Origin of the sequence: Streptomyces sp. SAT1, from assembly GCF_001654495.1 — a bacterium.
Classification (GTDB): domain Bacteria; phylum Actinomycetota; class Actinomycetes; order Streptomycetales; family Streptomycetaceae; genus Streptomyces; species Streptomyces andamanensis.
In genome coordinates this window covers 6,528,396-6,546,201 of sequence record NZ_CP015849.1, presented here as the reverse complement: position 1 = coordinate 6,546,201, position 17,806 = coordinate 6,528,396, and the positions used below count along the sequence as shown (strand labels likewise).

At 72.0% G+C, this 17,806-nt stretch carries 16 protein-coding genes and 3 pseudogenes; 9 read left to right on the top strand and 10 right to left on the bottom strand.

Translation table 11 applies throughout. The features are described 5' to 3' along the window. Positions 1-35 precede the first annotated feature (35 nt). Together A8713_RS33885 and A8713_RS28100 are read right to left on the bottom strand one after the other, a co-directional pair. The gene (locus tag A8713_RS33885; RefSeq protein WP_173860919.1) at positions 36-188 is read right to left on the bottom strand and encodes a putative leader peptide; all 153 of its coding nucleotides are present in this window, start codon (positions 186-188) and stop codon (positions 36-38) included. 190 nt (positions 189-378) lie between these two features. Continuing rightward, positions 379-1,047: an NADPH-dependent F420 reductase gene (locus A8713_RS28100; RefSeq protein ID WP_064536469.1), complete on the bottom strand. Its 669-nt coding sequence runs from the start codon at positions 1,045-1,047 to the stop codon at positions 379-381. 74 nt (positions 1,048-1,121) lie between these two features. Here A8713_RS28100 and A8713_RS28095 point away from each other — a divergent pair, with 74 nt between their 5' ends. Beyond that, entirely contained in the window at positions 1,122-1,535 is a 414-nt protein-coding gene (locus tag A8713_RS28095) for a winged helix-turn-helix transcriptional regulator (protein ID WP_064536468.1), read from the top strand. On the opposite strand, the gene A8713_RS28090 is transcribed toward A8713_RS28095, so the two are convergent. Further along, a complete protein-coding gene (locus tag A8713_RS28090) occupies positions 1,526-2,458 on the bottom strand; it encodes a LysR family transcriptional regulator (protein WP_064536467.1) in 933 nt (310 codons plus the stop codon). The two genes, A8713_RS28095 and A8713_RS28090, sit on opposite strands and share 10 nt — an antisense overlap. Before the next feature lie 162 nt (positions 2,459-2,620). Between A8713_RS28090 and A8713_RS28085 the strand changes: the two genes are divergently transcribed. Together A8713_RS28085 and A8713_RS28080 are read left to right on the top strand one after the other, a co-directional pair. Beyond that, the gene (locus tag A8713_RS28085) at positions 2,621-3,466 is read left to right on the top strand and encodes an alpha/beta hydrolase (protein WP_064536466.1); all 846 of its coding nucleotides are present in this window, start codon (positions 2,621-2,623) and stop codon (positions 3,464-3,466) included. A gap of 14 nt (positions 3,467-3,480) precedes the next feature. After that, positions 3,481-4,932, top strand: a complete 1,452-nt coding sequence (locus tag A8713_RS28080; protein WP_064536465.1) for an MFS transporter — start codon at positions 3,481-3,483, stop codon at positions 4,930-4,932. Positions 4,933-4,987: 55 nt separating this feature from the next. On the opposite strand, the gene A8713_RS28075 is transcribed toward A8713_RS28080, so the two are convergent. The 5 genes from A8713_RS28075 to A8713_RS28055 all read right to left on the bottom strand — a co-directional run bounded on the left by A8713_RS28075 (position 4,988) and on the right by A8713_RS28055 (position 8,542). After that, a complete protein-coding gene (locus tag A8713_RS28075; RefSeq protein ID WP_064536464.1) occupies positions 4,988-5,167 on the bottom strand; it encodes a hypothetical protein in 180 nt (59 codons plus the stop codon). Beyond that, on the bottom strand, positions 5,164-5,580 hold the full coding sequence (locus tag A8713_RS28070; RefSeq protein WP_064536463.1) for an ATP-binding protein: 417 nt from the start codon (positions 5,578-5,580) through the stop codon (positions 5,164-5,166). Before A8713_RS28070 ends, A8713_RS28075 begins: the two co-directional genes overlap by 4 nt. Before the next feature lie 125 nt (positions 5,581-5,705). Continuing rightward, on the bottom strand, positions 5,706-6,920 hold the full coding sequence (locus tag A8713_RS28065) for a helix-turn-helix transcriptional regulator (RefSeq protein WP_064536462.1): 1,215 nt from the start codon (positions 6,918-6,920) through the stop codon (positions 5,706-5,708). Positions 6,921-7,028: 108 nt separating this feature from the next. Then, positions 7,029-7,886: a hypothetical protein gene (locus tag A8713_RS28060; RefSeq protein ID WP_064537761.1), complete on the bottom strand. Its 858-nt coding sequence runs from the start codon at positions 7,884-7,886 to the stop codon at positions 7,029-7,031. 5 nt (positions 7,887-7,891) lie between these two features. Continuing rightward, entirely contained in the window at positions 7,892-8,542 is a 651-nt protein-coding gene (locus A8713_RS28055; RefSeq protein ID WP_064536461.1) for a papain-like cysteine protease family protein, read from the bottom strand. 735 nt (positions 8,543-9,277) lie between these two features. Here A8713_RS28055 and A8713_RS28050 point away from each other — a divergent pair. Beyond that, positions 9,278-12,019 (top strand): helix-turn-helix transcriptional regulator, encoded by a 2,742-nt coding sequence (locus A8713_RS28050; protein WP_237305470.1) that lies wholly within the window; start codon positions 9,278-9,280, stop codon positions 12,017-12,019. Positions 12,020-12,034: 15 nt separating this feature from the next. Here the strand turns inward: A8713_RS28050 and A8713_RS28045 are convergent, their stop codons facing one another. Together A8713_RS28045 and A8713_RS28040 are read right to left on the bottom strand one after the other, a co-directional pair. Continuing rightward, entirely contained in the window at positions 12,035-12,313 is a 279-nt protein-coding gene (locus tag A8713_RS28045) for a hypothetical protein (RefSeq protein WP_064536459.1), read from the bottom strand. 412 nt (positions 12,314-12,725) lie between these two features. Then, positions 12,726-13,313 (bottom strand): DUF6000 family protein, encoded by a 588-nt coding sequence (locus tag A8713_RS28040; protein ID WP_257784421.1) that lies wholly within the window; start codon positions 13,311-13,313, stop codon positions 12,726-12,728. 263 nt (positions 13,314-13,576) lie between these two features. On the opposite strand from A8713_RS28040, the gene A8713_RS28035 reads away from it, so the two are divergent. The 5 genes and pseudogenes from A8713_RS28035 (at position 13,577) to A8713_RS28015 (ending at position 17,593) form a co-directional block, all read left to right on the top strand. Next, complete coding sequence (locus A8713_RS28035; RefSeq protein WP_079159163.1) at positions 13,577-14,284, top strand: FtsK/SpoIIIE domain-containing protein; 708 nt, start codon at positions 13,577-13,579, stop codon at positions 14,282-14,284. Continuing rightward, complete coding sequence (locus A8713_RS28030) at positions 14,229-14,657, top strand: hypothetical protein (protein WP_064536456.1); 429 nt, start codon at positions 14,229-14,231, stop codon at positions 14,655-14,657. Before A8713_RS28035 ends, A8713_RS28030 begins: the two co-directional genes overlap by 56 nt. Before the next feature lie 133 nt (positions 14,658-14,790). Continuing rightward, a pseudogene (locus tag A8713_RS33880) lies at positions 14,791-16,139 on the top strand (replication initiator). Further along, positions 16,132-16,311: pseudogene (locus tag A8713_RS28020) on the top strand (helix-turn-helix domain-containing protein); the annotation flags it as partial. The pseudogenes A8713_RS33880 and A8713_RS28020, both read left to right, overlap by 8 nt. 2 nt (positions 16,312-16,313) lie before the next feature. Continuing rightward, a pseudogene (locus A8713_RS28015) lies at positions 16,314-17,593 on the top strand (tyrosine-type recombinase/integrase). Positions 17,594-17,806 lie beyond the last annotated feature (213 nt).

The following is a 17,806-nucleotide window of genomic DNA, read 5'->3' as shown; positions in this document are numbered from 1 at the left end:
GGGTGCCCGGTCGGCTCGGTCGGTTCGGGCGCGGTTCAGCCGGACAGCGACGACGGGCTCGTGGCGCGGCGCATGAGGCTCATGGCGCTGCACACGCGCAGCAGGTCGATGTGGCGGCGCGAGGTGAGCAGGGGCGAGGGCCGGGGCGTACGGCTCGCACGGCCGGTCACCGACTCAAGGCGCCTCATGATTCCCTACCTGTTCACTAGGGTTCCTCACTGGAGTGTCGGCCCACCCGGGGGCGCAGTCAAGGGGTCGTCCACCACCGGACGAGCGGAGCGTGCGCGGGCCGGTCCCGGAGGGGGCGGTGCGCCGCCCCGACTCCGCCCCGCACAGCCCCTCGACGCTCGGGCCGACCCCCGCGCGAATGGCGCGCGTTCAGGCCGTACGGACGCCCGCCGCCGCCCCGGCCGCGTGGGCCAGCGGAGGCGCGATGGCCTGTGCGTCCGCCCCTTCCCCGACCCACAGGGAGATGAACAGCGCGGCGGTCGCCTCCAGCAGCCCCGCCCGTTCGAGGCCGCCGCCCGCCAGGGGTTCGCAGCCCACGTCCCGCACCAGCTCCCGTACCCGCGTGAGGGCCGTCTCGTCGTCGCCGCAGAGGGGCACGGCCAGTGGCCGTCCGCCGAAGACGGGCGGCCGCATACGCCACACGTCCTCGTGGCAGAGGTTGAACGCCTTGACCACACGGGCTCCGGGCGCCGCCGCCGCAAGGCGCTCCGCCGCCGACGGCCCTCCCCCGGTGAGCAGCCGGAACCCCTCCCCGATGGGGTTGGAGCAGTCCAGCAGCACCGTGCCCGCCAGAACCGAGCGCAGCTCCCGCACCACCTCTTCCCCCGCGCCGAAGGGCAGCGCGGCCAGCACCACGTCCTGCCCGGAACCGGCCGCCGTACGCAGCCCCGCGGGCCTCGCGCCGCCCCCGACGCGCGCCGCGAGCCGCTCGGCCCTGCCCGTGTCCCGTCCCCCGATGGTCACCTCGTGCCCGGCCCGCACCCAGTGGGTGGCGAGCGCGTCGGCCATGTTGCCCGTGCCCAGTACACCGATCCTCATCACGCGGTCCCTCTCCGTGCCCGTTCCGACCGTCCGCAACGACGCTAGAGGGCGGTTCGGGCACCATGTGGTAAGTGACGACGACCGACGCCTTCCTCGCGGACTGCCGTGCCCGCCTCGCCTTCGACCTGCTCGCCAACACCTGGAACCCAGTGGTGCTCTGGGCGCTGCGCGACGGCCCCCGACGCCCCGTCGAACTCCGCGAGCGCATCGGAGGCATCAGCTCCAAGGTCCTCACCGAGACGCTGCGGCGGCTGCGGTACAACGGCCTGGTGACCCGCCGTACGCCCCCTGACACCCCCTCCGCGGTCGAGTACGGCCTCACGCCCCTCGGCCGGACCCTGCTCACCCCCATCGGCGCCTTCGGCGCCTGGGCCTTCGAACACGGCGACGAGGTCATGGCCGCCCAGGAGGCGGCATGCCGTCCGACCGCCACGGAACACCACTCGCCGTCACGCTCACCGGCGACCGGCCCGCATCACATGTGAGGGCGGAGCCGGTCGTCGAGCGCGGCGCCGACGTCGGGGCAGTTCTTCCGGATGGTGTCGAGGAAGGCGTGCAGCACCGGGGAGTGATCGCGGGCCGCGAAGGACAGGACGAGATCGGGCAGCGGCGTGCGCGGGGTCACTTCACAGAACCGCACTCCCGGACGCGGGACCGCCCTCATGCGGGACGGCCCCAGGCCGACGCCCACGCCCGAGGCGGCGAGGCCGATGATGGTGTGCACGTCCCTCGCGACGGTCGCGCCGCCGAGAGCCGATGAGTCCGTGCCCAGCAGGGCGCGCAGTCCGGCGACCACGGCGGGCTCGTCCTCACCGGCCGACACGATCAGCGGCTGGCGCCGCAACTGGTCGGCACTCACCGAGCGTTGACCCGCATACGGGTGCGCCGTACTCACCACGGCGGTCACATGGTCGTGTCCGACCGGGACGGACACGAGATGCTCGGCTCCGGCACCCCGTGGCGGGCCGAGGGTGAAGGCCGCGTCGAGCTCTCCGGCGACGAGAGCCGAGCTGCTGCGGCTGGTCGCCATCTCGTGCAGTTCCAGTCTCGCGTCGGGCCGTTCACGGCCGAACCGGCTCAGGACGCCCGGCAGCGGGTCGAGCAGTGCCGAGGCGACGAAGCCGAGGCGCAGCCGTCCCGTCTCGCCGCGCGCGGCCCGGCCCGCGTCGACCGTGGCCGCCGCGATCTCGTCGAGCGCCCGGCGCGCCCGCGCGAGGAACGCCTCACCGGCGGCGGTCGGGAACACCCCCTGCCGTGTGCGGTCGAACAGCCGGGCCCCGACCTCGCGTTCCAGGTCGGCGATCTGCTTGGAGAGCGGCGGCTGCGCGATGCCCAGCGCACCGGCCGCCCGCCCGAAGTGTTCGTGCTCGGCGAGAGCGACCGCGTACCGCAGGTGTCGCGCTTCCATGACCCGCCCTCCGTCCGCTCGGCCCCGTCGATCCAATAAGTCCGATTGGCTTGATTGGACCGATTAGCCCGATCGAGTGCCGACAAGACCTCAAAGATATCGCCATGCCACTTACCAGATCTATCAATGGATGGCGCGGTGGCTGCCGTCTGGAATGGAGCCATGAAGAACGTATCCCTCACCGACACCGTCTTCGTCTTCTTGCACGGCGCCTGGCACAGCTCCGGGCAGTGGGCGGCGACGCAGCGCGCGCTGGCAGGACTGGGCGCCGCGAGCCTGGCCGTCGACATGCCGGGGCACGGCTTCGACGCGCCCCTGCCCAGCGGATACCTGCGGCCCGGTCAGCCGGGTCTGCTGACCGAGAGGTCACGGCTCGCCTCCCTGACGATGGACGACTGCGCCGAGGCGGTACTGAGTGTGCTGCGCCAGGTGCGTCACCGTCGCACTGTCGTGCTCGTCGCGCACAGCGCGGGGGGCGGTCCCGCGTCCCTGGCCGCGGAGCGGGCGCCCGAGCTGGTGGACCGGATCGTCTACCTGTCCGCGTTCGTCCCGGGCGGGCGGCCGCGGTTCCTCGACTACCTGGGCTCACCCGAGAACGCCACCGCGCTGGGCCGGAACCTGAACATCGGCGACCCCGAGGCCCTGGGCGCCGTACGGATCAATCCGCTGTCACCGGATCCCGCCTACCTGGCCGAACTGCGGGAGACCCACTACCACGACACCCCGCGGGACCGCTTCGACCGGTGGCGGTCCGCGCTGAGCCCTGATCTGCCCCTGGCCATCCCGACGGCGCCGGTCACCCTGACCGCGGCACGGTGGGGACGCATTCCACGGACTTTCCTGCGCTGTGCCGAGGACCGGGCGCTGGCACCGGCCGCGCAGGACCTGATGATCGCGGAGGCCGACCGCGCCTTCCCCGCCAGCCCGTTCACTGTGCGCACCCTGCCCGGCAGCCACAGCCCGTTCGCAGCCCGGCCGGGCGAGCTCGCCGCGGCCCTCGCCTCGTGAGCCGGTATCGGCCCGTGAAGGGGGCCCCGTTTCCGAGCGCGGGCCGGCTCGCGGCCGGTGACGGCGGGCGGCTCGTCCTGCCGGTCGTGCTGTGCGCGACATTCGTGCAGTTGCTCAACGTCACCATCGCGCAGATCGCCGCCCCCGCGATCCAGGCCGACCTGGGGGCCGGCTCAGGTGCCGTGCAGCTGATACTGGCCGGGTACACCCTGACCTACGCCTGCTTGCTCATCACGGCCGCGCGCCTCGGTGACCGGTACGGCTACCGTCGGCTGTTCATGCTGGGCACCGTGGTCTTCACGGCCGGTTCGGCAGCCGCCGCGTGTGCTCCCGACGCCGCGTTCCTCATCGCGGCCCGGCTGGTCCAGGGCGCGGGCAGCGGCCTGGTCGCCCCGCAGGTTCTGTCGATCATCCAGGTCACCGTCCCCGCTGCCCGGCGCCCACGGGCCCTCGGCCTGTTCGGTGCCACGATGGGAGTGGCGTCGCTGGCCGGGCCGCTGATCGGCGGACTCCTCGTCGGCGCCGACCTCTTCGGCCTCGGCTGGCGCTCGGTGTTCCTGGTCACGGTGCCGGTGGCACTCGTCTCGCTCGCGGGCGCGACCGTACTGCCTCGCACGCGAGGCGCGGCCGGACAGCGCGTGGACGGGGTGGGCGTGTCGCTGACCACCGTGGGCTTCGGTGCGCTGGTGCTGCCGCTCGCGCTGGGAGGGGAGACCGGCTGGCCCTGGTGGACATGGGCCGCTCCGGCCGTTTCCGCTGCCGTGCTCGGCTGCTTCGCCCTGACCCTCCCGCACCGGCCCGATCCCCTGGTGGATCCCTCGCTGTTCCGCGACCGGAGGGCGCGTGCGGGCGTTCTCCTGGTGTTCGTGTTCAACACCGGGGTGCCGTCCTTCACATATCTGCTCTTCCTCCATCTGCAATCAGCCCTCGGGTATCCCGCCCTCACGGCAGCGCTGACGTCGGCTCCCTTCGCGGCCGCGGCCGTGCTCGGCAGCCGTGGCGCACCCGCCCTGGCCCGCCGACACGGGCCGGCCGTGCTCACGGCCTCGGCGCTGATCCTGGCGGGCACGGCCCTGGCTCTCGGGCCGCTCATCGGCACGGCGGCCGGACGCTGGGCGGCGTTGCCGGTCCAGGCTCTCGGCGGCGCCGCGTTCGGCTCGTTCACCGCCTCGGTGTTCGCTCTGGTGCTGGCGAGGGTGGACGGCTCCGCGGCCGGTTCCGTGTCCGGGCTGTTGCCCACGGCTCAGCAACTGGGCGGGTCGATCGGGGTGGCCGCGGCGGGACTCGTCTACTTCGCCCCCGCCGCCGACCCGGGAGCCGCCTTCCGGCACGCCATGCTCTACGAGGCCGCCGTCTTCACCGCCACCGCGCTGATCAGCCTTCGCCTGCGCGACCGGAACCGGCTGGCCGCACCACGAGCGGATACGGCGCGTGCTGCGGAGACGCTCGGAACACCCGGAACGTGAGCCCGGTGAAGCGCCGGAACGCGAGGCGGCGGGCCCGGACCCCGTCCGCCTCCTTTCAGAGTTGCCCGTCGTCTTCCGCCCGGCTGCTGTCGGAGACGGCGATCTGATCGGCACTGCCCCCATCGGGCGCGGACGCCGTGTGGATCCGCAGACACCCGTCGGTGCCGAACATCTCGATCAGCTGCGACAGGTGGGCTCGGGCCGTACTGCGTACGGGACTCTCGTCGCCGGTCACCGGCGTCCCTCCAGGTCGGCCCACACGATCTTTCCCCAGCGGCGCTCGTCCGTGCCCCAGTCCGCAGCCAGCGCCGACACCAGGAGCAGGCCGCGGCCGCCCTCCGCCTCGTCCCCCGGTGGGCAAAGCGCGGGAAGATCGCGAGAGAAGTCCACGACGGCCACCCGGACCGTCCGCACAGCTGTGCGCTCCACCATGACGCGGATGGATTTCCGCCGGGCGTGCCGGACCGCGTTGGCGACCAGTTCCGTCACGACCAGCGCTCCGTCCTCGGCCAACTCGTCCAGGCCCCAGCAGGAGAGGGCGGTGTGCAGGAGACGTCGCGCGGTGCTGGCGCTCTCGGGCTCACGCGGCAAAGTTTCGCTGTAGCCAGGGTGTCCAGTCGGGCGGGCCTGCGTCGCAAGTCGGGGCATGTCGTTCTGCTTCCTCGGGTCAGGCGAGCCCCGGGGCCGGGCGAGCGGCCGCCGGAGCGCTGTCCGTTCATGGAACCGACACGCAGGGGACGCCGACAGGGGCGGAACGTCCCACTTTCGCCACGCTAGGCACTGACCCCCAGGAACTCCGCCAACGGACGCAGCCCCGGCGGGTGGTCGGGCAGAGCCCAGAGGTCCCGCACGATGGCCACGGCCAGGGTGTGGTGCCGCATCCACGTCGGTGCCACCCGGCGCAGGGACTCCAGGGTCTTGACCGCTCCGGCCGCGTCCCCGATGTCCGTGTGCGCTCGTGCCACGTCCAGCAGGAGCCAGGTCCGCCAGGACGGCGGTGTGTCCTTGCTGAGCCGCATCCCCTTGGCCAGGGCCAGGGCGTCCTGCGGATGCCCGTACTGCACGGCGAGCCGGACACGTTCGATACGGACCGATGACGGGCTGAAGACACTGACCATGCGGTTGTCCCCGCCGTCGGGGAGCTCGGCGACCCGTACGGCCTCCTTCTCCGCCGTCTCCATCATCATCGCCGCACGCTCGTAGTCGCCGCTGCGCGCGGCCGACGTGGCGGCGCTCATGGTCAGCCCGCCCCACACCTTCAGGCCGTCGGCCGAGTCGGTACGGCCCGCGCCCGCCAGGTCATCGGCCGCGCGCAGCGCAACGCTCAGCGCGTCCTCGAGGCGCCCCTGCCGCTGGTAGGTCCACGCCATGGAGTTGGCGATCATCGCCGGAAGCAATGGATCGGAGGACTGCCCGGCGGCGTCCGTCGCGCGTTCCAGACCGATGAGGGCCAGATCTGTCTTCCCCATCCGTACGGCGACATGTCCGGCGAGCTGAAGCGCCTTGCCCAGCGCCGCGAAACCGGCCCCGCGCTCCCCCTCGTCGCCCGAGGCCGCGGCGGAGCGCGCGTCCGCGATCAGGTCGGGCAGCGCCTCCATCACCGTGTCGAACTCGGCGGAGTGGTACCGCGTCCAGCCCTCCGCGATCCGCTCGCGCAGGCGGGCCGCGGAGAAGCCGGGCCCCGGCGGCGCGGGGGCCGGGCCCCCGAGCACCGGCATGACGGCGCGACGCACCGCCACGAAGCGCGGTCCGTCGTTCTCCCCGGTCGAGGAGACGGCAGGAGGATCGCCCAGAAGCGTGGTCAGCTCCACGCCGAGCCCGTTCGCCAGCGCGTGCAGCGTGGGCAGGCGAGCCGAGTGCTTCCGCCCCTGTTCCAACTGGCGGATCACCTCGACGGACACGCCGGAGCGCTCGGCCAGCTCTTCTTGCGTCAGGGAGGCCAGGCGGCGCAGGCGGGGCAGAAGCCGCCGCAGGTCTCCGTTCGCCACGCGGCCACCGTACGCGGGATTCCCGCCCGGTGGCGAGCCCGTCGAGCCACTGCCGGTGCCCCGTGCCCCCGTGCCCGGGAAGCGGCACGGGGCACCGGCAGCCGCGGGTCAGGCCGTCGTGTCCCGGCGGCGCGTGACCAGGGTGATCAGGAGGGCGCCGGCGCCCGCCGCGACCGCACCGCCGCCGCCCGCCAGCAGAGCGCGCGGGGTGGTGTCGGCGAGGGAGACGGTTCCCGTGGCGGGGGTGACGCCGCCGTACTTGTGGGACTTCTGGTAGGCGGAGCCGGCGAGCTTGTCGGCGTAGCGCTGGTGCACGAGGTGCTGGTAGGCGGTGAGGGTGGTGCCGTGTTCGCCGACCGACTGGCGGGCGGACTCGTTGAGCGGCAGGACCTGTTGGCCGCTGACCCGGTACCAGGCGTTGAGCTGCGGTTCGGTGAAGGCGTAGCCGTCCTTGGCCTTGGCGGCGTAGCCGATCTCGTCGGTGCCCTGGGCCATGCCGACGACGGCGTAGCCGTGCTGCTGCGGCTCGACGCGGGCGGTGGCCTGACGGCCGTCGGCGGAGACGGACTTCACGGCCAGGTAGGCGACCTGGGCCGGTGCGCTGCCCGCCTTGCCGGTGACGAAGTCGGCGCTCAGCGAGTAGACCGGGACCGCGTCGCCCGCCGCCTCGGGCGACTTGGCCGCGGCCTGCGCGGTGATGTCGGCGCGGGCGGCCTGGTCCACGGGCAGGTGGCGGGCGCGCTGGTCGAGGTGGACGAAGAAGCGGCCGGCCATCTCCCGTGCCTGCGCGGTGTCCGCCGCGTGCGCGGCCTGGGCGAGGTCGGTGGCGGCGGGCGCCTTCGGGGCCGGTACGGACAGGTCGGCGGCGTGCGCGGAGCCGGTGCCGAGGAACAGTCCGAGGCTCACGCCCGCGCCGGCGGCGAGCGAGGTGGTGGCCGTCAGTGCACGGCGGGTGTTCTTCCTCATGCTGATCACGCCCCGACCCGGTAGACGGAACCGCCCCAGTAGAACTGGGAGTTGCTGATGTAGGAGTTGTAGTACATCTCCTGGTAGCGCTGGTTGCTGGGCCAGGGGTCGCTGAAGAGGATGGTGCCGGCCGACGCGTCGTAGCCGTAGATCACGCGCGCGTGGCCGCCGCCGGCGGTCCAGTACACGCCGGTCTCGATGGGCCGGTCGGCGTTTATCTCGCTCTGTACGGTGGCGAAGCTGACACGGCCGTTCACCTCCGTGCCCGCGCTCAGGCCGAGGGCGCGCCAGCCGCGCTGGACGGTGGACAGTTCGGCGGCCTGGTTGGGGCAGTAGCCGCTGGAGTAGCCGCGGGAGGCGAGGCAGAAGCTGTTCTGGCTGACGTTGCGCCCGTAGCCCTTGTACTGGGCGATGCTCAGGCCGGTGGCGGCCCAGCACCACTGGTCCTGCTCCTGCACCAGCTCGTTGAAGTTCAGGTTGGTGTACTGCGCGACGGCGGGGGCCGCCTCGGCCCGCGCGGCCGGGGTGGCGGCCTGGGCCATGCCGCTCGCGCCGACGAGCAGGGAGGTCGCGGCGACGGCCGCGGCCAGGGCGGCCCGGCGGCGGTTTCTCACCGCTGTCCCGGGGGTGGGGGGCTGGGGATCGCTGGCCCTCATGGGCACACACGTCCTTTCGGGTGTGGTGGGGGGTGGGGCCCGGACGGGCCCCCGGACCTGGGGTCCACCGCCGCCGCGTCGGCCTCCCGGGGACGTACGTCCTCGGCGTACGTCTTCGGGGTACGTCCTCGGCGTACGTCTTCGGGGTACGTCCTCGGCGTACGTCTTCCGGGTACGGCAGCGGGCCGGGCGCCCCCGCGCGCCGCGGACGGCGCGGGGTTCGCCCGCATGGTGGCTCCGAAGCTCCGCAGGGGTGTGGGGAGTTGCGGCCCCGCCACGGACCCGGACAGGCGCCGAGAGCCGGAGGCGGGGTTCGTGCTCGGCCGGAACCCTAGGGCGCGGAGCGATTTGCCTTCCATCCGGGCGCGGGATTTACGGATACGCGGGAAATGAAGCGCACATGACAGCCGAGTGGACGGTGCGCCACCGCCGGTCTCCCCCATCTCCGGGCAGACGCGCGGGCGACCGCTCCGCGCGAACTTCCGTAGCTTCTGCCGGATTTGAAGGTGTCTGCGGTACGCACGCTCCGCGCACCGCCCGCCCTCGGCGGTGGCCGGACCGCCACCACGAGGTGTTTCTTGCGTATCCGTAGCGCCCCGGACCCGTCTGTACGCATGCTGACCGGGGTCCGTACGCTGGGGCCGGATCCCGGCAGGAGCCGCCGGAACTCCTCTTGCCACGGGGCGGGCCTCCGTGCCCCGCCGGCCGGGCCGATCGAAAGCGATGGTCGATGACATGACCGCTGCCCAACGGTCCCTCTGGCTCGCCCCGTTGCGTCTGGCGCTCGCGGGCAGCGGCTCGGTCCTCGTCCTCGTGGAAGGCCCCGCGGGCATGGGCAAGAGCCATGTCCTGCACGAGCTGGACGCTCTCCCGGAGGCCGCTGGGGCCCGTCGGATCCGGTGGCGGTGCGGCGCGGCGGAGGAACCTCCGGACACCGCCGACGGACCCGCCCTGCTCCTGGTGGACGACGTGCACCGGGCGACACCGGACGAGCGGCAGTGGCTGCGCCGCGCCGCGGAGCGGCCCCGCGAGGGCCTGGCGACCGTACTGGCCTACCGGCCCGAGGAGTTGGGCGGCACCGGCCTGCCGCTGGGCACCCCGGCCGTCTCCTACCCTCCCGGCCTCGCGGCCTTCCGGCACCGGCTGCGCCCCTGGGACGTGGAACGGGTGCGGCTGGCGGCCTCGGAGACCCTGGGCGAGCGCGCGACGCAAGAGGCCGTGGTCCGGCTGCACCTGGTCTCCGGCGGGGTGCCGCAGGTCGTGACCGATCTGCTCGCCGTTCTCCGCGCGGGCACGGGCTCCCGGTGCACGGCCGCCGACGTCGACGCGGCCGGTGTCCCCGTGCGGCTGGCCGAGCTGGTACTGAGCCGTACCGGCGCCCTGGCCGCCGCGGACCGGCCCGTCGTCTGGGCCGCAGGAGTGCTGGACGAACCGGCCGGCCGCGACGAACTGCTCGCCGTGGCCGGGCTGGACGAGGCCCGCGGCCGGGACGCGCTGCTCGCGGCCCTGGCCGGCGCGGCGCTGTCGGAGGTGGCCGAGGGGCGCTACGGATTCGCCGTACCCCTCGCCGCCCCGGCCGTGCGCGAGCACGTGCCCGGACCGGTCCGCCAGGAACTGCACGAGCGGGCGTCCCGGGTGCTCTCCCGCCGACGGCCCGCGCCGTGGGCCGAGGTGGCCCGGCACCGCAGGGCCGCCGGACGGCGCAAGAGCTGGCTCAGGGCGGTGGAGAAGGCCGCCCGGACGGCGGTGGAGTCGGGCCGCCACCAGGAGGCGATCGGCCTCCTGGAACGGACGCTCGCGGTGCCGGAGGTCTCACCGGTGGACCGCGCCCGGCTGGCGCCGCTGCTGGCCCGCAGCGCGGTCGTCGGGCTCCGGTCGGACCAGACCGTGGACGTGCTCACCCAGGTCGTCCGGGACCCCGGCCTGCCCGTGGACGTACGGGGCGAACTCCGGCTCGACCTGGGCCTGATGCTGTACAACCAGATCGGCGACCTCGCCGCCGGAGTACGCGAACTGGAAGCAGCGGCCGAGGAGTTGAGCGAGGTGCGGCCCACGCTCGCCGCACGGGCGATGGTGGCGCTGGCCATGCCGGAGTGGCCGACGGGGGCGCTGCCGGGTCACCGCGAGTGGCTGCGCCGGGCCGCCGGCCTCGCCCGCGACAGCGGGAACGACGTCGCACGGGCCGCCGTCGCCGCCAGCCGTGCGTCGCTGGCCGTCGTCTGCGGCGACCCGCAGGCCCGGCAGCTCGTGGCGGCGCTGCCCGTCGACAGCCCGTCGGCCGGATGCAGGGAGCAGGCCGTACGCGGGCTGTGCAACGCCGCCGACGCCGCGGTCTGGCGGGGCTCCTACCCGTGGGGGCGGGAACTGCTGGCCGCCAGTCTCGACCTCTCGGCCCGCACCGGTGCCCTGTACGCCGAGCGGACGGCGCAGGGCACGCGGCTGCTGCTGGACTGGTGGACCGGCCAGTGGGCCGAACTGGGCGGGCGGTGCGAGCAGTTCATCGCGACGGCGGCCGACATGCCCGTGGTGGCGGCGGACGGGCACATGGTGCGGGGCATGCTCGCCTTCGCCCAGGGCGACTGGGCGGAGGCACTGCGCTGGCTGACCGCCCTGGGGGCGCCCTCGCCCCAGTGCACCCGCATGCCACTGGCCGCGGCCACGGCGGGCGCGCTGGTCCGTCTCGCGCTGGCCCGTGACGATCTTCCGGCCGCCGCGGACCAGGCGCGGTCGGCCTGGGCGGCCGTGGCCGACAAGGGCATCTGGACCTGGGCGGCGGAACTGGCCCCCTGGGCGGTGGAGGCGCTGGCACGCACGGGCGACACGGCGGCCGCCCGCCACATGGTCGTCGAGTTCGAACAGGGGCTGGAGGGAAACGACGCCTCGGCCGCGCACGCCGCCGCCGCGTGGAGCCGGGCCGCGCTGGCGGAGTGCGAGGGCCGCCGCCGGGAGGCGGTCAGGTCGTACCGGAAGGCCGCTGCCGCCTACCGGGCCCTGCCCCGCCCGTACGCCTGGGCCCTGACCACCGAGGGCGCGGCGCGCTGCGCCCTCGCCCAGGACGCGGAGCGCGCCGACGCGGACGGCGGGCCGGCCCAGGACCACGCGGGCGAGCCGGACGGCGCGGACGGCGCCGCCGGTGACGGCCGGAGCCGCGCACACGCCGTCGCGTCCCTGCGGCACTGCGTCGACGAGTACACCGCACTGGGCGCGGTGTACGACACCGCCAGGGCCCGCGCCCTGCTCCGGGCCCACCAGCCCGCGGAGGCCCGGCGGCCGGGCCGTCCCGCCCTGGACGACCGGCTCTCCCCGCGCGAGCGCGAGGTGGCCGAACTCGCGGCCAGCGGCCTGATGAACCGCGAGATCGCGGTGGTCCTGCACCTGTCCCCCCGGACGGTGGAACAGCATGTCGCCCGAGCCATCCGCAAGACGGGCGCCCTCTCCCGGCGCGACCTCCTCCGCACGTCCGCAGAGACCCCGTAGCGCCCGTACCCCCTGTCAGAGAAGGCTGTTGTGCCGCCAGGGCACGACGGTGGCGGCCGTCCAGTCCAGCTCCCAGCCGGGCCGCACCCCGCGCGCACCCCACCCGTCCGGGCTCCTGCGCGGCAGGGGCTCCCCGGCCGCCCGCGCCGCGAGAGTCGCCTCACACACCCTCCGCGCCAACCGCACGGCCTGCCGCCCGTCGTCCGCGCTCCCGGTGAAGATGTGCCTGCCCTGCCGCTCCGGCTGCGCCGCACTCCACGTGGGAACATCGACCTGGAAGTAGTGCTTGGCCACGACACCGCCTCCTCGTCCTTCTGTGGTGCCTTTGAGTGACGGTGACGTTAGGCGGGTCTCCGCGCACCGGGTATCCGTGTCCGGGGCATCACGTATACGGAATCAAAGTGCCGGAGGCAGGACCGGCCCTGGAGTGCGGCGTACGAACAGACCCGCAAGGGCCGCCTCCGTCTCCAGCGCGACGCCGTCGACACCCTCAGCCGCTTTCGGCCGGCCCGCGATCACCAAGGCCGACAGTGGCGGCGATGAGCCACCGCCCTGCGCCACCGTCCGCTGGCGTTGCCGTCATCCACTCTCGTCCCCCACGCAGAAGCCCCGCCGGGACGCGCCCGGCGGGGCTTCGTTCTGCTATCGCGGATAGCTTCGGCGAAGGAAGCCCCCAGAACCGGGAGGAGCTATGACCTACCGATGATCAGTCCAAACTCTCAGCAAGAGCGATCCAGTCCACCACTTCCCTCTCCCAGTGAGAAGGATCAGCACTCCCAAGGAAGCCTGCCGCCGACCAACGGTCCCACAACCCGTCGGGCGCAAGTAGATCCTGCGAATTCACTGCGCCCAAGCGCCTCTCGATATGCAGCAGCGCACCGAGGAACCACGGCCGATTTGCCCGGTTCTGTAGCTCGCCCAAACTGCGTCCGAAATACTGGTGCAATGCACTCGCGTCAGAGGGGCGACAGAACCGAGCCAGCGCGAACGCAATACCTTTTCCTGTGCGTCTGACATTCCCTTCCCTGAGAAAGCTGTGCAGCTCATCCCGAAATTCATATTTCTGGGCGAACCCGATGAACCAGCACGCCGTGAGCGCCCCCCGCCAGTCACCGCCCAAGAGCTGCTCCAACTCGACCGACGAAGCCTTGCGACTGTCGTCCAGCATGGCCGTAGCGAACTCAAGGGCTTCCTCACGATCAGCCCTCATAAAGCTAGCAGAGAGGAGTCTTTTATATCTGTTCCCCGGCAAGCAATAGCGCACAAACAAGTCGCCTGCATTGGTTCCAGACATCCAAAACACCTCTCGCCAGCACGGTCATTCAGCGTCCGTCATCTGGAAGGACCGAATTCACAGCTCACCTGACAGCCTGTGACGCGGCCTTCGATCAGCACTTCCAGCTCTTCGAGTCCCCGGTCACCGGCAACCCGCATACGACTTGGATCGATCGCACTGCGTGGAATTCTCACCACCAGAGATCCGCTGTCGCCGAACTCTCGCGCCGTATCCAAATCCGGTGACCACGACGTGAATACGCTCTCCGTGTCATCACCTGAGTGCGCAACAGGGTCGCTGTGTCCACCGCGGGGCTCGGCGATTCCTGCTTTCGCCTCATCGAGCTTCCAGTGATTATTGGTGACTCCCCGGTAAAGGTAGTCTCCATCGGTTTCCCCAAGCTCCGTAGCTCGGGCGAAAACATCCGGATCAGCCAGCCCAAGCCCGGAGTGATCGTCGCCCGGGGGTTCCGGTGTGAGCCACTGGAGGCGGTGATCCGCTCACCGCTCCTCGTGCCGGACGGCTTCCCGGTGTGCCGACCGGGGCAGTTCGTCTCCACCGATGACGTGCTGCTCCGCTGGGACGAAGACGACACCCCCGTCGTGCTCAACCTCGCCTACTCCGCTCACGCCCTCGTCGCCGGCCTCACCCGCTCCGGCAAGTCGATCACCGTCAACACCCTGCTCGCCTACGCCTCCCTGATGCGGGACGTGCGCCTGATCGTGATCGACCCCAACCCCGTTGCCGTCGCGCCCTGGTGGCGCACCGCCTACAAGGTCTCCGACGCGATCCACCCCGACGAGCCGACCGAGATCCTGCGCTGGGTCCGCGAGGAGATGCAGCGCCGCGAGCGGTTGTTCTGGTCCGGACGCACCGACCGCATCACCGACTTCAGCCCCCGAGCTGCCGCTGCTGCTCGTGGTGATCGATGGGGTGGCGAACTACGCCCGCCACCCCGACCGCAAAGCCCGCGAATGCTTCGAGGTTGAACTGCTCGCCATCGCCAGCCAGGGCGCCAAGCTCGGCATCCGGCTGTGGCTGCTCACCCAGAAACCCTCCGCCGACGTCCTCACCACCGCCGTACGAACCAACCTGTCCGCCCGGATCTGCCCCCGCGTCGACACCATCGAAGACTTCCTGCACCTCTTCCCCGACGGCCGGGACCTGGACATCACCGCCGCCGACCGCACCATGCCCAAAGGCGTCTCCATCGCCTCCGGCGGCGACATGCGCACCCCCGTCCGACTGCGCTCGGTCTACCTGCCCACCGAAGCCTGCTGGCAGATCAACGACCTCATGTGCGCCGAAGGGCTCAACGTCCGCGACCTGCCCGACCGCGTCAACCTGGACAAGGCCGCGTGACCGCCGCCTCCCGGTCCCGCTTCGCAATGATCCCCGGCAAGGGCGTGTAGTCGCCAAACCCCCGCCCCTGCCGGGGCCTCCCTCCTGTCCATCCACGGCACACGTGTGCCGCAGCGCAGAGAGAGTCGCCAGGATGCCACCGCCCACCCCGACCACCGCAATCCCCCGCCGCGAACCGGCCGCACCCACGCTGCCCACGTTCACCGGGTACCGCGACCTGCTCGGCCTGGTACGGCAGCTGTCCTCGCTCGGCGGCTGCGCCCAGCCGATCCGGCTCGAAGGCCAGCGCACCGAGATCGACGCCTTCACCGGCGAGATCCTGCGCGAATTGAAGTCCAAGGAACTGCCCGCCGGGCACCTCCTGGTCCGCTGCGGCAACCGCCGCACCACCCGCTGCCCCTCCTGCGCCGAGCTCTATCGACAGGACACCTACCACCTCATCGCCGCCGGCCTGCACGGCGGCAAGAACATCCCCGAACAAGTCGCCACCCACCCCCGCGTCTTCGCCACCCTCGCCGCACCCTCGTACGGACCAGTCCACGAGGGACGCGTGGGTGGCTCCGCCCGCTGCCGCTGCGGACGCACCCACACCAAGAGTGACCCGCTCCTCGGCGCCCCACTCGACCCCGAGCGGTATGACTACACCGGCGCGGTGCTGTGCAACGCCCGCGCCCCGACCCTGTGGGCCCGCTTCATGCTCCACCTGCGCCGCACCATCGCCGCCGCAGAGCCGGACTTCCGCAGCGCCTGCTGCACAAGGTCGTCCGGGTCTCGTACGCCAAGGTCGCCGAGTACCAGCAGCGCGGACTGATCCACTTCCACGCCGTCATCCGCCTCGACGGCCCTGCAGGCTCCTACACCCCGCCACCCGCCTGGGCCGCGCCCGAACTCCTCGCCAACGCCATCCGGCTCGCGGCCGCCCGCACCCACATCGACGGGCCGAAGATCAACGCCCGCACCCACTCCTTCGCCTTCGGCAAGCAAATCGACACAAGGATCATCCAGTCCACCGCCTTCCAGGCCGGAGCCACGATCACCGAGGGCAAGGTCGCCGGATACGTCGCCCAGTACGCCACCAAAGGCACCGAAGCCGCGACCGGCACCCTCGACCACCGGCTCAAGAGGATCACGGAACTCTGGTTCCAGTCCGTACCCGAGCACGCCGCCCGCATGATCCGCACCGCCTGGACCCTCGGCGCCCGCGACGACCTCAGGCACCTGGACCTGCGCAAGTGGGCCCACATGCTCGGTTTCCGCGGCCACTTCTCCACCAAAACCCGCGCCTACTCCACCACCCTCAGCGCGCTCCGGGCCGCCCGCGCCGCCTGGCACTGCCGCCACACCCCTCCGCCCTCACCAACCACCCTCGTCCTCGCCCACTGGGCCTACGACGGCACCGGCCTCACCCACGACCTCGAACGCCTCGCCGCACTCATCCACGCCGGCCCGACACCCGAACAGGGAGTAACAGCCGGTGCGTGACGACGAACTCCTCACCGTCCCCGAGGCCATGGCCCGCCTCAAGATCGGCCGCTCCGCCCTCTACGACCTCCTGCGCACCCGCCGCCTCGCCTCCCTGACCATCGGCCGCGCCCGTCGCATCCCCGCCCGCGCCCTCGCTGACTACGTCCAGCGCCACCTGGAAGAAGCCGCCCGATGGCCGCCCCCAAGCGCAAGAAGGCCCGCGCCAACGGCGAAGGAACCATTTCCCAGCGAAAAGACGGCCGCTGGGAAGCCGCCGGCTATGTCCTAGCCGCCAACGGCACACGGCAAACGCGTCCGCGTCTACGGCACCACCCGCAGAGAGGCTGCCGACAAACTCGCCGAGAAGATCACAGACAGCAACCACGGACTGCCCGTCGCCACCGCCGACAGCACCGTCGGCGACTACCTTACCTACTGGCTCGGCAGCGTCGCCGTCCACTGGCTTTGCGAGAACACTCGCACCCGATACGCCGCCTGCGTCCGCCTCCACCTCATCCCCGGCCTCGGCCTCGGCCTCGGCACCAAGAAAATCGCACGGCTCACCGCCAAGGACGTCCGCACCTTCCTCGACCGACTCCGCACCACCTGCCAGTGCTGCACCCAGGGCCTGGACACCGAACGGAAGAAGTGCTGCACCATCGGCCAGTGCTGCCAGAAGCAACTGTCCGCTGACCGTGACCTACGTGCACTCGGTGCTCAAGTCGGCACTGGAACACGCCGTCCGCGAAGACGGGCTGCCCCGCAACGTCGCCCGCAACGTCAAGACCACCACGTACCAGCCCACGCGCTTCCGTCCACTCACCGCGGCAGAGGCCTGTCAGTTCCTCAACGCGGCCCGCGCCGACCGGCTCCACGCGCTGTATGAACTCGCACTACGAACCGGACTCCGCAAAGGCGAACTCCTCGGCCTCCGTTGGGAAGACCTCGACCTCACCACCGGAACAGCCAGCATCCGGCGCTCACTCCAGCGCACACGCACCGGCGGCCTCACCCATCTCCCCACCAAGACCCGGGCGTCCGAACGCCGTATCGCGCTCCCGACCGAATGCCTTCACTCCCTCAAGGAACACAAGGAACGGCAGGACACAGAGCGCGAGACCGCAGGGCCAGACTGGAGAGACAACGGCCTCGTCTTCACCACGCCCACAGGGCGGCCTCTCGACCCGGCCAACCTCACCCGCCGCTTCCGCACCTTCCTCGACCGGGCCGGACTCCGCCCCATCCGCTTCCACGACCTCCGACACTCGACCGCCACCCTGCTCCTGGAACAGGGAGTCGACCTCATCGTGATCAAAGAACTCCTCGGCCACGCCCACATCGGCGTCACCGCCGGCGTCTACGCCCACGTCCGACTCCGCCTCCAGCGCCAAGCCATCGACACCCTCGGCAACGCCCTCGGGTCGACTGACGACGGACCTGAAGACCCACCCACCACAGCCGTCGTCCGCTGACGTTGCCGTCAGCGTTGCCGTCAAGCCCCCTCCCAGACCACTGCTGCCCCCACCGGATTCTCCGGTGGGGGCAGCAGTGTAATTCCTCAGACATCCCTACGGGGAATCATCCCAGCAAGGCATCTCAAACCTCGACCAGCACACCTCCGCGCGAGAAGTCGAGAGATTTAATGCCGATTTCTTCGATCCCTCTCGGATTGGATTCCCACGGCC